The organism is Flavobacterium sp. PL002, assembly GCF_054165825.1.
In genome coordinates this window covers 861,756-875,981 of sequence record NZ_CM135110.1, presented here as the reverse complement: position 1 = coordinate 875,981, position 14,226 = coordinate 861,756, and the positions used below count along the sequence as shown (strand labels likewise).

14 protein-coding genes are annotated in these 14,226 nt (G+C 33.9%); 2 read left to right on the top strand and 12 right to left on the bottom strand.

From position 1 onward, the window contains the following. Positions 1–71: 71 nt before the first annotated feature. The 6 genes from ACVEGE_RS03800 to ACVEGE_RS03775 form a co-directional block, all read right to left on the bottom strand. Positions 72–830, bottom strand: a complete 759-nt coding sequence (locus ACVEGE_RS03800) for a hypothetical protein (protein WP_192499681.1) — start codon at positions 828–830, stop codon at positions 72–74. Positions 831–886: 56 nt separating this feature from the next. Continuing rightward, a complete protein-coding gene (locus tag ACVEGE_RS03795; RefSeq protein WP_173856490.1) occupies positions 887–1,225 on the bottom strand; it encodes a hypothetical protein in 339 nt (112 codons plus the stop codon). 940 nt (positions 1,226–2,165) lie between these two features. After that, positions 2,166–2,390, bottom strand: a complete 225-nt coding sequence (locus tag ACVEGE_RS03790; RefSeq protein WP_458008622.1) for a hypothetical protein — start codon at positions 2,388–2,390, stop codon at positions 2,166–2,168. A 608-nt stretch (positions 2,391–2,998) separates the two neighbouring features. Further along, on the bottom strand, positions 2,999–4,015 hold the full coding sequence (locus tag ACVEGE_RS03785; RefSeq protein ID WP_192501992.1) for a helix-turn-helix domain-containing protein: 1,017 nt from the start codon (positions 4,013–4,015) through the stop codon (positions 2,999–3,001). A 30-nt stretch (positions 4,016–4,045) separates the two neighbouring features. After that, a complete protein-coding gene (locus ACVEGE_RS03780) occupies positions 4,046–4,681 on the bottom strand; it encodes a hypothetical protein (RefSeq protein WP_192501991.1) in 636 nt (211 codons plus the stop codon). 639 nt (positions 4,682–5,320) lie between these two features. After that, positions 5,321–6,154 carry an RteC domain-containing protein gene (locus tag ACVEGE_RS03775; RefSeq protein WP_192501965.1) on the bottom strand — a complete coding sequence of 278 codons (834 nt, stop codon included), beginning with the start codon at positions 6,152–6,154 and terminating at the stop codon, positions 5,321–5,323. Positions 6,155–6,589: 435 nt separating this feature from the next. On the opposite strand from ACVEGE_RS03775, the gene ACVEGE_RS03770 reads away from it, so the two are divergent. After that, positions 6,590–6,691 carry an IS110 family transposase gene (locus ACVEGE_RS03770; protein WP_225738194.1) on the top strand — a complete coding sequence of 34 codons (102 nt, stop codon included), beginning with the start codon at positions 6,590–6,592 and terminating at the stop codon, positions 6,689–6,691. Positions 6,692–6,860: 169 nt separating this feature from the next. Further along, on the top strand, positions 6,861–7,061 hold the full coding sequence (locus ACVEGE_RS03765; protein WP_192501964.1) for a hypothetical protein: 201 nt from the start codon (positions 6,861–6,863) through the stop codon (positions 7,059–7,061). Positions 7,062–7,317: 256 nt separating this feature from the next. On the opposite strand, the gene ACVEGE_RS03760 is transcribed toward ACVEGE_RS03765, so the two are convergent. The 6 genes from ACVEGE_RS03760 to ACVEGE_RS03735 form a co-directional block, all read right to left on the bottom strand. Beyond that, complete coding sequence (locus ACVEGE_RS03760; RefSeq protein WP_192501963.1) at positions 7,318–7,977, bottom strand: DUF3885 domain-containing protein; 660 nt, start codon at positions 7,975–7,977, stop codon at positions 7,318–7,320. Positions 7,978–8,130: 153 nt separating this feature from the next. Continuing rightward, a complete protein-coding gene (locus ACVEGE_RS03755; RefSeq protein WP_458008648.1) occupies positions 8,131–8,970 on the bottom strand; it encodes an IS3 family transposase in 840 nt (279 codons plus the stop codon). Between the two features lie 23 nt (positions 8,971–8,993). After that, positions 8,994–9,377, bottom strand: a complete 384-nt coding sequence (locus ACVEGE_RS03750; RefSeq protein ID WP_192502009.1) for a helix-turn-helix domain-containing protein — start codon at positions 9,375–9,377, stop codon at positions 8,994–8,996. A gap of 190 nt (positions 9,378–9,567) precedes the next feature. Further along, positions 9,568–10,482: an ATP-grasp domain-containing protein gene (locus tag ACVEGE_RS03745; RefSeq protein WP_192502043.1), complete on the bottom strand. Its 915-nt coding sequence runs from the start codon at positions 10,480–10,482 to the stop codon at positions 9,568–9,570. 645 nt (positions 10,483–11,127) lie between these two features. Further along, positions 11,128–11,808: a hypothetical protein gene (locus tag ACVEGE_RS03740; protein WP_192501616.1), complete on the bottom strand. Its 681-nt coding sequence runs from the start codon at positions 11,806–11,808 to the stop codon at positions 11,128–11,130. A gap of 795 nt (positions 11,809–12,603) precedes the next feature. Beyond that, entirely contained in the window at positions 12,604–13,875 is a 1,272-nt protein-coding gene (locus ACVEGE_RS03735; RefSeq protein WP_458008621.1) for a hypothetical protein, read from the bottom strand. Between the last annotated feature and the right edge of the window lie 351 nt (positions 13,876–14,226).

Genomic DNA, 14,226 nt, shown 5'->3' with positions numbered 1-14,226 from the left:
TCGACTGCGCTCGATGGACAAAAAATCAACTCGGACTGTGTACGGTTTTTTGGTTTTCGTTTGTCTTGGGATCATGGTGTGTGCTGGGCTATAATTGTTGCCGTGTTGTATTTGCGGTGTAGCAGTTTGTAGTTGAAGGTGTCCTTTTTTGCAAAACAGATGCACAAATAGGTTAGGTGTAGTTGTTTTGCTTGTGGTGAGACGGTTGTTAGTTTAATGGTTTGTGTGGCTGCTTCTTTGTCTAGTACTATTGTGTCACTATAGTTTGTTTCAAAGGTTTCGTTTTCACAGTCCCAATTTGCTGTAGCAATTGTTAGTTGTACCTGGGTTGCTTGGTCTGGCCAGTCTAGCTGGTTTTGTGGGTTGAAGTTGGTCAAGGTTAGTGTCTGACTTTGTTGGTGCCATTCTTCTTTTATTTTAAGGACTTGCTGTAAGGCTCTTAGTTTGTTGCTTTCAAATCCTACTAAGGCTTCTTTGCCTTTATTGGTTTTTAAGGCTGCAGAGAGGGTTCTTTTTCCTCTTTCTTCGCTGGTGTCTTCTTGTAGAATTTCAAAGAGGAGTTTGTTTGCTCTTCCAGCGAAGCTGCCCTCTTTGGCTACTCTATTGAACTGTACTGCTAGCTGACGAAACAGTACTGATTTTTTAGTGCATTGTCCGAATTCCTTTCCGTGATTGCGAATGCATTCGTATTTTGGGTTTGTTCTGAATTCTAGTGATGAAACTGGCGGTTCCCTTCTTAAACGCGCATAGTTGTTTCCGTCTGCGGTTACTACAAAATTCATGTCTCCTATGGTGCCTTTTATCAAAAAGGGCGCTATTATTTTTACCATTTTTTTATTTTATCGTTGTTGATTTTTCCGTTTAATTGTTTCGCTTTTTATTCCCATTATTGGTTTGCCGCAAAGTTGATGAGGTGTACGTTGCTTCCTTTGTAGGGATTGAATGAGGGTTCGTATTTTAGAAAGCCTTTGTCATTTAGTTCTCTTATGCATTTGTGGTAGGTTGCTTTAGAAGCAATTTTACTTAGGTGCATCAATTCTCCTCTTGTTATGCTAATTGGGTTTTGAAATTGATTTAGATTCCAGATTTGGAATAGCACCATATATAGGCTAATGTGTGAGGGATGTAGTTTATTGTCCTGCATGGTGCGGTCAAAGAATAGGTTTAGGTGTTTTTGGTAGTTTTTATTTTCGTGTGGGTTTTCATTGGCTTGTTGGTTCATCATTCTATGGGTTTTTCTTTGGGGGTTGGTTGTATTTTTTTTTGTAAAGTTGTGTGCTTTTTTTGTTTTTATTTCAGAAGTGAAGGAGAAGTTGTGAATGTTTGAGTTTTATTGATTTGTACTTCGACTCCGCTCAGAATGATGGTTGTGGGGGTTAGGGTGATAGTGGTGGAAATAGTTGTGAATGTTTGATTTGTTTTAGTCGGGCCTTCGACTCCGCTCAGGGTGACAGTTGTGTATTTTATTATTTGTTTGGTATATTTCTGAATTTTTAGTTTGAATAGTTAAAAAATGATGTTTACTCTCTTTTCACGTTTTTACTTTTTTTCTTGATTTTTCCTTCGACTCCGCTCAGGATGATAATAACAAAAAAATCAGTGCCTTGAAATAAAAAACTTAAAAACTACCTCAGCACTCTGCTCCGCAGCCCGAGCCGTTCGCCTTTTAGGCTTCACTCGCGGACTGCTGCCGCGCCGTTGCTTCATTGTTTTTTGACTTTTTTTATTTAAGGGCGGTTTTTCGTTTTGTTGTGAATTTTGGTTTTGTTTTAACGGGGCCTTCGACTCCGCTCAGGGTGACAGTTGTGGGGGTTAGGGTGATAGTTGTTGAACTCAGGGTGGCCGTTGTGGGTTTTTGAGTTGTGTTCATCAGGCCTTCGACTCCGCTCAGGGTGACAGTTGTGGGGGTTAGGGTGACAGTGGTGGGAATTAGGATGGCCGTTGTGTATTTTATTATTTGTTTGGTATATTTCTGAATTTTTAGTTTGAATAGTTAAAAAATGATGTTTACTCTCTTCTCACGTTTTTACTTTTTTTCTTGATTTTTCCTTCGACTCCGCTCAGGATGATAATAACAAAAAACAGTGCCTGATCCCGATAGTTATCGGGATCAAAACTTAAAAACTACCTCAGCACTCTGCTCCGCAGCCCGAGCCGTTCGCCTTTTAGGCTTCACTCGCGGACTGCTGCCGCGTCGTTGCTTCGTTGTTTTTTGACGTTTTTAATTTAAGGGTGGTTTTTCGTTTTGTTGTGAATTTTGGTTTTGTTTTAATCGGGCCTTCGACTCCGCTCAGGGTGACAGTTGTGGGGATCATGGTGATGGTTGTTGAACTCAGGGTGACGGTTGTGTGTTTTTGAGTTGTGTTCATCAGGCCTTCGACTCCGCTCATGATGACTATTGTGGGGATCAGGGTGACAGTGGTGGGAATTAGGGTGGCCGTTGTGGGTTTTTGAGTTGTGTTCATCAGGCCTTCGACTCCGCTCAGGGTGACAGTTGTGGGGATCAGGGTGACAGTGGTGGGAATTAGGGTGGCCGTTGTGAATTTTGGTTTTGTTTTAATCTGGCCTTCGACTCCGCTCGGGGTGACAGTTGTGGGGATCAGGGTGACGGTTTTGAAACTCAGGGGTGGCCGTTGTGAATTTTGGTTTTGTTTTAATCGGGCCTTCGACTCCGCTCAGGGTGACAATTGTGGGGGTTAGGGTGATAGTGTTGGAAATAGTTGTGGGTTTTTGAGTTGTGTTCATCAGGCCTTCGACTCCGCTCAGGGTGACAGTTGTGGGGATCAGGGTGACAGTTGTGGGAATTAGGGTGGCCGTTGTGAATTTTGGTTTTGTTTTAATCTGGCCTTCGACTCCGCTCGGGGTGACAGTTGTGGGGATCAGGGTGACGGTTTTGGAACTCAGGGGTGGCCGTTGTGAATTTTGGTTTTGTTTTAATCGGGCCTTCGACTCCGCTCAGGGTGACAATTGTGGGGGTTAGGGTGATGGTTGTGGGAAGTCAGGATGACAGTGGTTGGAAATCAGGGTGGAGGTTCTGGGAGATAGGTTTGACTGATTTATTAAGTTCTTTGATGAAGTAGGTAGGTGATATTCCTGTTCGGTTAAGGAATGCTCTAGTGAAATTCTGTGTGGATCCGAAACCAGCTTCATCACCTAATGCTTTGTTTGTGTAATTGCGGTATTTCTTTTCTTCTTTGAGTAAGTGGATGATGTGATCAATCTTAAAATCAGTGATGTATTCTATACTTCCTTTATTACGGTATTTTGCAATGACTTTTGACACATATTTGGTGTTTGTATTAAGTATTGTAGCTAGTTTTATTAAATTTATGTCCTTTTCTAAGTATTTCTTGGTGCTTTCAAATTTCTCTAATTTTTTTAGAATGGCTGTAATCAACTCTGGGTTCAAGTCAAAGGGTAATTCCTTAACAGAAGCGGGTACTGATGGTTTTATAGTTTCGAATTTTTGTGGTATTGGTTTTTTAAATATTTTTTTGTCAAAATATTGGTTGTTATACAACAACGTTATTAGTGTGGCAATTGCTGTTATCACTGTAACTAGTGGGTAATTTATCGTGTTTATTAAAGTTTTATTAGGTTCTAGTAATGTATTGGTATTGTTTTTTTTGGTTGTTTTTTCTGAAAGATATTGGTGTTTTTTTTCTACTACTTGGTCGGCTTTTATTAATTTTTGGCTGTAGTGCAGCTGTTGTTTTTTATCATTTTTTAGGGTGTAATAATTGATAATTAGTTCAAAAGCTTCTCTTAGTTTAGGATTTATATATTTTTCTTTGTCAAAGATTTTTTCTATTTTTTTAAAATATACTATGGCTTTGTCCTTGTCATTTTTAATCCAGTAGTTTTTGCCTATATAAAAAGAGGCGATCGTTTCATCAGCAAAGTCTTTGTTTTTTTTAATTTCTGATAATGCAGTCGTTAATTTAGATATAGCACTGCCATAATTATCTTTAAAGGATTCATTCATACTTTCTGAAAAAATGAAATATGGTTTCATTCTCATTATTTCAAAGTCAGCTACCGTATTTCAATCTACTTCGTTTGTTTGACTATCTAATGGAGTCTTGTTTGTACGTGTGTAACACTGACCTAAAGAATAAAGTGATTTTAGATATGCATGATCATTCTCTTCTTTAAAGTAGGTTATGCATTCTTTAAATAAGTCTATGGCTTCTTGATAATGGCCTAGGTAATATTTAGTTAGCGCTATACAATACTTTAATTTGTAACTTAGGTATTCATTTTCTATTTCAGAGATATGTACTTCTGCTATAAGGTAATTATCTAAAGCATTCATCATTTCTTTGTTATCAAATAATAGCGCTCCTTTTATCATGTAAGCAGACCCAATTAACTCTGAATTTGCTGTTTTTATTGCAGCAGCAATAGAACTATCAGCATATTTAAGACTAATTTCTTTATCAAATTTATAGATTAGTGCTTTGTAGGCCATTGTCATTTGGTTGTGGTTTTTTTCAAATTTAGCTTTGGCTAGCCATGAGTGAGCATGTATTTTCTCTATGGTAGAATCTTTAACTTTATACCTTATTTTTTCATTGAAGTAACTATAGCTTTTGGTACTAAGGCTGTCGGGTAATCTAAAATTATTTTGAGCCGCCATGCCAACATAAAACAATACTAGTATAAAATATATTTTTTTCATTGGTATAAAGGTTGTTTTTTTACTATTTTAACTGGGTTATTGTATTGGTTGTTAGGTAAATATAGTGAAAAAATATGTGTTTTTTTGCTAGTCGTTTAGTGCTTGTTTTGTTGTGGAAATAGTTGTGGGTTTTTGAGTTTTGTTCATCAGGGCTTCGACTCCGCTCAGGGTGACAGTTTTGGGGATCAGGGTGACGGTTGTGGAAATAGTTGTGGTTTTTTGAGTTGTGTTCATCAGGCCTTCGACTCCGCTCAGGGTGACAGTTGTGGGAATCAGGGTGATGGTTGTGGAAATTAGGGTGGCCGTTGTGGGTTTTTGGGTTGTTTTAATCGGGCCTTCGACTCCGCTCAGGGTGACAGTTGTGGGAATCAGGGTGATGGTTGTGGGAATTAGGGTGGCCGTTGTGGGTTTTTGGGTTGTTTTAATCGGGCCTTCGACTCCGCTCAGGATGACAGTTGAGGGGAATCAGGGTGACAGTGGTGAGAATCAGGATTACCGTTTTGAGTTTTATTATTTGTTTTGTATTCTTGAATCTTTCGTTTTACATCTAAACTATTTGTAAAGTAGTCTGTTGTCAGTTCGAGCGGAGTCGAGAACCATTATTTCAATTTGACTGCGCTCGATTTAATAAAGGTTCATTTAGTTTTCATCTGCATTTTCCATGCGGATTAGTAAGTTATTTCGTAGACTGGTTAGGAATTTTGTTCGTTCTGATTTCCTGTTTCGCATCTCTATAAAAACACGGTGGAATTGTCCTAAATTTATATCAAATACAGATTCTATACATTTCGTAATCTCCTGTAATCCTGATTTCCCATGATTGAGTACGCCCGCAGTATGGAGTGCATAGATTAATTCGATCAATTCTACTTTTGAAGCTGTCCATTTTTGTTTTTTATAAGGTTGTCCTTGCTCAGGATTTTTAGTTAGTTTTTTTATTAATGATTCTACTTTTGTTTTTAATACTTCGTTTGCTATAATTTTAGCCCATTTGTAATCATGAGCAGTAGAAAAGCGTTCGTCTGCCTGAAAGTAAAAACTGTCTGGAGTTAATTTAATATTGTATTTGCCTCTTACAAAGTATTTTTTATCAAGACAACTATTATTTGTCTTGTGATACTGGTGTAATTCCTGGTTTTTATTGAAGAAATTTTTTAGTTTTCTTATTTCGTTTGTATAATATTTGCATAATTTTTTTTTGGAACCGTACGGTTTTTTGCTTTCGATTGCGTTAATCTCTTTGAAATAAATAAGTGTTGCCGTAAACTGTGGCTTGATGTTTTTGAAAAAATTAACTTCTTCCTTTTTATCTTCAAACTTGTAATTGATTGAAAAAGCTTTTAGTTTTTCTAAAGCTGTAATTAATACTTTTATGGCTTGCTCTGATTGCTCTACTAGTTCTTGACTTTGTGTCGTTATCATTTCTAATTGACAATTTATTTCTAACTGTAGGGATTCTGAAAATAATTTCATAGTAGGTTTGTTGTTATTGAATTTGGGAGTAAATAACAAATCTATTGTAGTGCTGTATTTAATGCAAATTATGTACTATTGAATTCCTGAATTGTATAGTTCATTTCCTGAATTGCAATAGGCAATTTTAAAAGAAAAAGTGATTAGATTTGATCTGTTTTAATGAAGTACTTTTTTTATAAAATTTATTTTGTCTTAACGAAGGCATTTTAAATCCTTTGGCGAATTTAAGTGAAATACTAATGTTTGAACTGTTTATTCAAAATGTTACATAATGTCTATCCAATGTGTGCTTGTTCCTGAAAGGCTAGTACGAGAGATTTACTTTTTTAAAGTATTCCTAGCATAGGAGGTTATTTAGTAAACGTAGTCTTGTCTGGATGCGTTGCTTTAGGTTGTTTTAATAATGAAGGACAATTTAGTTAATTCGTTGGATTGGTTTCAGGAATCTACAATAGTGGAGGATCAGAAAAATACTTAGGAATTACGCCAAGAAGTCGTTCACAATTGCGCAGTTATTTAGTAGAAGCAGCTTAGATCGCTATTAGAAAAGATGTTGAGATGCAAAACTATTACCGTAAACATCAAGGAAAAAACGTAAAAAGCGTTATTATAAAAGTGGCTCATAAGAAGGCCCGTAGCATTTTATCGGTAATCAAAACCGAAACAGCTTACCAAATCAATAGGGATTTAATACCGATAGCTATTGGAAAATAAAAATAACCATCTTAAAAAAGCTCAACCCTACAAGAAAAACAGCTTACAAAACAGCCGTGGGGGTTCTGTAACCGGAAGCCACATCGCCAAGCAGGTAGCTATTTTATTTATTGCTTCAACAGTTCGAGCGAAGCTCTTGGGGCTTACAATCATACCGATGCTGGTGGCTGTGCAAGCAGACCACATATAGGAGCGTGAATCTTACGATTTTTAAAAGATAAACGATGAAGAAAAAGAGAAAGTAATTTGTGGTATTATTGAAAAAGTTAGAATAACTTTTTCTGTCTAAAGCCTACGGCCGACAAAAAGTTGTTTCCAAATTTTTCAACAAGCCGCTGGAACGGAATTCTATACTTGAAAAACACCTTACATATAACCCTCTCAAAAGTTGTTAATAACTTAATGATGCTTTACATAGGAACGCCTGTTATAAACCGTTTTTATTGTCATAGTTTAAAATATTCTTCGATTTCAGGTCTGTGATATTCAACAATCCAATCACTTCGTTTTATGTAAATGTCCCGAATTTTGTCTGCTTTGTCGCTCCAAACATAACATCCTCTGTCGTCATACATTTGAAATGCTTTGTCAGTAGTTGGGTCGAAAAAGAAAATCCTTTGGTCTATTCCCGGGTCAAAACCCATTTCGGTGTTTGCAATTCCGTTTAAAATATTTTTTACGTTAATGTCCTTAACAGACAGTTTTCCAATTATAATTCTAACTTCATCTTTTTCTAAAACATCATTCCCGTTTTCGTCTGTAGTGAAGTAGCGAGTATTTACTGTTTCCAATTGAATGTAGAATTTCGTGAACCTGTCGTCAGGAAATTGTTTATGTAAATAGTTGTTTGTGGCGTTGAAAATATTTTCGCCTTGGTATTCATAAATTAGAATGAAAATTTCGTGTGTCGGGTCAGTAAATGTTTCGTTGAAAATTGTCAATGCTCTGTCTGTTGATTGCTTAACTCTTTCTTCTGTTCCGTTTTCCAATTCTTCTCCACCAAGCTCAAATCTTATATGAACTTGTCCACCAAGAGTGTGTTCGGTGTCAATTTTAGAGAAGGGATAAACTCTGTCAAAATATGTTTGCAATTCTTGTCTTAGCATTTTTTCTTATTATGTCGGTCGTCTGTCTTGTCCTGATATAGGTTGACCTTTTTTTGTTAATGTATAATTTCAAAAATAGGTGATTGTAGTCGGAATATTGATAAGTTTAGAAAAAATCTTTGAAAGGATTTTTTTCCAAACTTGTCAACATTCCTACGCAACTAAATTAGTATTTTTTTTCTTTTTATAAGGCTTGTATTGATGGGTTTGATTTTTATGTGCATATTGTGGTGTTTTCATTTCAAGAGAGCAATGTCTACGCTCATTATTGTAAATTTCTATAGCTTGTTTCACCATTTTTTGTGCTGTTTTTAAATTTGGAATTGTTTTATTTAGTCCAAATTCATGTTTTAAAATTCCGTTTATTCTTTCGGCTACTGCATTTTCGTAAGGGCTTGAATTTTGAGTTGTACTTAAAATAATGTTCTTTGATTTGGCAAATTCAGCAAAGTCCGGACAGCAATATTGTATACCTCTGTCGGAATGATGGATTAGATTTTCATTTTTATAAAGTCTGTTTTTAACAGCCATTTGCATTGCGTCTTTGACAAGTTGAACTTTCATATTTGTATCAATTTTGTATCCCATTATTTTCTTGGAATAAACGTCAGTAACCAGGGCTAAATAGGCATGTTGTGAAGCTAATTTAATATAGGTTATATCGCTAACAAAGACTTGTTCTGCGTGTTTTATTTCAAGGTCTTTAAGTAAGTCGTCTGACTTGTAAAACCCATGTTTAGAGTCAGTTGTTATATGATAAAGCTTTGTTTTTTTGATTAATAAATTATGATATTTTAAAAAGTGAATAAACTTATCTCTACCCATTTTTATATCATTTTTTAGAAAGTCATCTTTGATATCCAAGTGTAGTTTTTTACCTCCATATCGTACCATTTTTTGACGGATAGGTGTTATGAGTTCTTTGATCTTTACAGCCTGTAAATCTTCTGTTTTTTGTTTGTTCATTCGTTTGTAATAAGCCTGTTTGCTTATTCCGAAGCATTGGGAGAACCATTTTATTTTAAAAGGTCTTTCTTTTTTTTCTCCACTTCTTTTAGTAATGCTTCGGGTAATGACTTTTTTGCAAAATCAAGATTAGTGCTTACTTCAAAATCAGCAATTATCATTTGTTGAAAGTCTTTGATGAACTCAAGTTCTTCGATTCGTTCTTTGAGTTTTTTGATTTCCTCGTTTTTACTCATGGCTTTAGAATTTTGTTCAAAGGAACGCAATTTTTTCATCCAATAGGTTATTGAAGAGCGAGAAATTCCATGTAATTTGGAAGCGTGATTTACCGAAATTTGACCGTTTGAAATTTGGTCAATGATGGAAAGTTTTAGGTCAAAACCAATTTTTTTGTACTCAATTTTTGGACAGTGTCCGTTTTTTGTGGGTTCCATAGTTTACTAAAAGTGTTTAATTTTTAGTCAACCTATTTCAGGATTTGTCAGTCTTAACATGGCTTATAACGTTTCGCAGCTACACGAGGTTTGGGATTAAGAAAGCCTAATCTTTCGGTTAATGACTAATTTTCCAAGTACAAAACCATCTTCAAATTAAGCCTAATACCCAAATCTCGTGTAACTGCTGTTAGCAGATGTAATTTTTTAGTTTCTTGTAAAATTCATTTCTTTCTGCTTTATCTGGTAATCCAGCAACTTGTCCGTCACCAAGTTCAATAATTATTAGATTTCCATTTTTCTCACGTGCAATATCCATACTAAAGAAGTTGCTTTTTACATTTTTTCCAATTTCTTCAAACTCTTTGGTTTCAGGCTTTATCAAATCATATTTACCTTCTTCCCAATAATCATATATCTCTACAAGTTTTTGATTGAAAAAGAATAATCTATATTCTTCGGTCAAAGGCATTCCGCTTTTGGAATGAATAGTCAAATCGTTGAGTTCAATAAATTCTCTAACTACAATTCCTTCGTTTAAATATTTTCCACGAAGTCTAATTAAATTTTCAATTGAGTTTTTCAGATTTTGAACATTTGAGGCATCTGAAACGTAACAAGCAGTTTCCCAATCGTGCTTTTCAGATTTCACATAATCTTTAAGAATTACTGAATTTGAACCGAATTTTTTTGTTTTTTCAATTAGTTTTTCAATACTTTCAGAATTCTCAAATTTCTCAAAAACTGATTTTGGAGTTTTACTTTCGATGAATTCTAAACTATCAGGCAAATAATGACAATTTTGATATTCAGTTACATTATTTATTAGTTTGTAGTTTTTTGAAAGTAAATCTTCATACAGATTTGAATATTGTTTTGGTGTCAACATCCAGCCTCTATAAATTACATTGCTTAAATTTTCGCTTGCTTTTATTTGTTTAGTTGCATTTTTAAAATAAAATTCACTAGTCAAATCGTCAAAATTGAAAAGTAACGTTCTGAATCCATTTATTTTTGCACTTTCAAATTCGTCTGCGTAATCTTCATCAACTTTATTTGATTCAAAAGGATTTTCACAAAATAGGAAATATGTTTCTTTTATCACTTTAAGTTCTATTTTTGGGATTATATCTGCTAACGTGTCGCGGCTTTGAAATGGTGGGGAAATCGTAAACGATAAATTTTCGGCTTAACGAAAACTTGAAGCGAAACGATAATTCCACTAAAACCCCACTATATCAAAACCGCTGTTGTACGAGGCTTATTTTTAGTCGAAATTACAATTTTAACCGCAATATTCAATTTTTTTTGCTCGAATAATCTTATTTTCTTCTATTTATTTTTCTATGCGCAAAGTTCGGCTAAGTCCAGTTTTCAGTTTCTGCTTTACAGACAAAATTCTTCACGCATTTTTCGCTAAAATATAATTTTCCGTTTCACTTTCCAATTCAATTCTACGCGCACAGTTCCGATAAGTTCAATTTCCACGAGTTTTTCTTCTGATTAGATTCTACGCGCACAGTTCGGCTAAACACAATACTCAAAAGTTCCTGCGGAAATATATTTTTGGTTGGCAACGTTTTTTCTGCGTAATTTCGGCATAAGTCTCGTACAACGTGTCGCGGCTTGCAGAAGTGGCGAACTTCGTAACCGATTATTTTCGGCTAAGATAAAATTTCTTGCGAAAGATAAACGTGAATTTACCACATATTTCGCCATTTTTGCAAACCGCTGTTGGTAGCAGTTTTTTTTAGAATGGTAATCCGTATTTGTCTTCCAAGAATTTTATTAAATCTTCTCTTTTCGCAAATAATTTTCTAACTAAGGGATTATTGGATAATTTTTCGCAAAATTCTGTTATATACGGTTCATCCACTATATAAGAATCTGATACGTTTTTGGACTCTACGAACTTATTAACATATTGAGTTATAATTTCATTGACTTCTTTGTTTGTCCAAACGTCATTTAATTTTTCCTTTAATAATCTTTGATTTTCAACAAGTTCTTCTAACAAATCTCTATCAGTTCTTAAATGGGGTAGTGTATCAACTTCACTTTCATTTAATGATAATATTTCATTAATTTTAGTTTCTAATTTCGGAAAAAAAATATCAAAGACTTCTTCTAAAGATTTCTCATTTAAAGATTTTCCGCCTTTATTTTCTTTAATTCTATTATTGATAGTTTTACAAAGTTTTAAAAGCTCTTCTTTACTAAATTTTGTATGTTGAAATGAAGATAGTGGACCTGTTATTTCACTTGGTGAAGAAATGTCTGTCAAAAAAGTACAAACATAAGAATCTGACGATTTTGAAATTGCACCTGCTTCAAATAGAATCCAAGGTGCGTTTAGATTTTCTCGTGTAAGACAAATTATTCCAACTTTAGATTCCTCTAATTTGTCAGATATTTCTTTAGACCATTTCAATTGAGGTTGATATCCAAGGTTCTGTTGACTGAATTACTTGTTCAAGCCAATCTTTTAAAGATTCGGCTATTAATTTACTTTTATTTCCTGACCAACTTAAAAATATTTTCATTTAATTTTGTTTTCTGATTTTCGTTTCTGCGGTAAAATTGCTACCAACGGTTCCTGGCTTAGCTTGGTGGGGAACTTATAACCAGATTATTTTTGGCTGTACGAATATATGAAAAAAAACGGAAATTCCACTAAATTCCCCATCATGCTAAACCAGTGTTATAATAGGTATTATTCAGCACAAAACTCTATCGTTATTCAATTTTTCACCGCAATACTTTTGGAAACAAACTGCATCACTTTAATTTAACGAAAATACTTTCGGGGTGACGATTTCACCACAATTTTTTTCGACGTAAACTGCATCACTTTAATTGAAGTAAATTACTTTCGGCTAAATGAATTCTCCACAATATTTTTCGACGCAAACTGCATCACTTTAATTTAATCAGATTACTTTCGGCTTAACGATTTTACCAGAATTTATTTCGACGCAAAGTTTTTCAAAACTTTCTTAATAATCATCATTTTTTTGGATTGCAAATTATTTTCTGAGAAGGAGCGAATCAAGTGATTTTTTCACCGCAAAATGGCAAAATATCTATTATAACGTCTCGCGGCTTGCAGAAGTGGCGAACTTCGTAGCCGAAATCTTTCGGCTAAGATAAAATTTCTTGCGAAAGATAAACGTGAATTTACCACATATTTCGCCATTTTTGCAAACCGCTGTTGGGTGAAGTGACTTTATTCAGGAAACTTTAATAATAAGTGATACAAAACAACTTCTTTTCCCTCTCTTTTATGATAGGTTTTTAATAATCTACTGTCTGTATAATTGACTTCAATCTCTTCAATTTCATTAAATAAAGGAAAAACAAATAAATGTTCATTTTCTATATATTCTTTATACTTTTTTACAGAGTTTTCAAATTTATTTACTGCTAAATTATAATAAATAATAATAAACTTTTCTTTTAATCCTTTTGAATCATAGTTTAATTCTAATTTATGAATATGTGTCTTAATAATTTTTCGGTTAAGACTTTTAAGAGAAAATGCTTCAACAAAAATATCAATTTCATTATGTTTTATAACACCATCAACACTTCCAGCTTTTTTTCCGACAGAAGATTTACCATATTTTGATTGATCTTTAACTTGATATTTATTTGGTAGTAAATCTAGTAATTGTCTTGTTTTTGTATCTTCATCAGCATTCCAAAAAATCTTATTTTGTTGCATTGTATGTGATGCATATAAGATGTCACTTATAATGGAAGAATCAATTGCATTGACATTCGTAATTTCGCTAAATAAACTTTCAAAAAGATTAACGTTTGATAAAATTATACTCCAAGCTCGATAAAAATAACCTTGAAATTTACCGTCTTCAAATGCTTCGATAATTTCTCCTGGTGAATCGAATTTTTGTTGAATGTTTTTTGAAACTTTAAAGCCTGAGTGATTATTCCTCCAACTATGACTAAAAATTACATGTTTATTAACATATTCAAAAGTTTTGTTTACAAAATCAGATTTATCAGCAAACATTGGTAGGAATTTTTTAATGCAATCATCTTCAAATGATTCAAAACCAACTTTAAATCCTTTGCCATAATCTTCAAAATATGGGAAAAGATCAATAAATGATTTTAATGGTTTATTATTATAGTTTTCCGTCCTACTTATTAGACTGGCTATTCTATAATAAAGTTGCTTTCTTTGAATAAATGCTCCATCAAAACAAAACGGATAAATATCTAATGTTGTTTTTGGATTTCCAACGTAACCAGTAGATTTGAAATATTCAAAATCTTTGTCTGTAAACATATCTCGACAAGGAGAATAATAATATTCTTTGATTTGTTCCGAGGGACTAAAATTATTTAATAAATAACTATGCGTTAATTCCTTAGGTACAATTTCAAAGTTGTTGCCTCTTAATATCCACCCTCCAAAACATAGTCGAATTTCTTCAAGTAAATTTTCATCAAATTTATCATTATTTTCTTTCACGTCTGTTTTTTTTTGTCATTTCACCCAACGGTTCCTGGCTTAGCTTGGTGGGGAACTTTTAAGCAGATTATTTTCGGCTATACGAATATATGAAAAAAAACGGAAATTCCACTAAAATACCCATCATGCTAAACCAGTGTTGTAATATGTTTTTTATCAGCACAAATATTTCTCGTTATTCTATTTTTCACCACAAACTGCATTATTTTCATTAATCCAAATTACTTTCTGCTTAATAATTCCGTCCCAATTTTTTTCGCCACAAACTGCATAGCATTAATTGAAGCAAATTAGTTTCGGATTAGCGATTTCACCATAATCTATTTCAACGCAAACTGCATCACTTTAATT

Bases quoted from the DNA above. Each gene is read 5' to 3' on its own strand.
- ACVEGE_RS03760 (WP_192501963.1), bottom strand. From the start codon at position 7,977: ATGCTAAGACAAGAATTGCAAACATATTTTGACAGAGTTTATCCCTTC.
- ACVEGE_RS03780 (WP_192501991.1), bottom strand. From the start codon at position 4,681: ATGAAAAAAATATATTTTATACTAGTATTGTTTTATGTTGGCATGGCG.
- ACVEGE_RS03800 (WP_192499681.1), bottom strand. From the start codon at position 830: ATGGTAAAAATAATAGCGCCCTTTTTGATAAAAGGCACCATAGGAGAC.
- ACVEGE_RS03785 (WP_192501992.1), bottom strand. From the start codon at position 4,015: ATGAAACCATATTTCATTTTTTCAGAAAGTATGAATGAATCCTTTAAA.
- ACVEGE_RS03795 (WP_173856490.1), bottom strand. From the start codon at position 1,225: ATGATGAACCAACAAGCCAATGAAAACCCACACGAAAATAAAAACTAC.
- ACVEGE_RS03790 (WP_458008622.1), bottom strand. From the start codon at position 2,390: ATGAGCGGAGTCGAAGGCCTGATGAACACAACTCAAAAACACACAACC.
- ACVEGE_RS03775 (WP_192501965.1), bottom strand. From the start codon at position 6,154: ATGAAATTATTTTCAGAATCCCTACAGTTAGAAATAAATTGTCAATTA.
- ACVEGE_RS03750 (WP_192502009.1), bottom strand. From the start codon at position 9,377: ATGGAACCCACAAAAAACGGACACTGTCCAAAAATTGAGTACAAAAAA.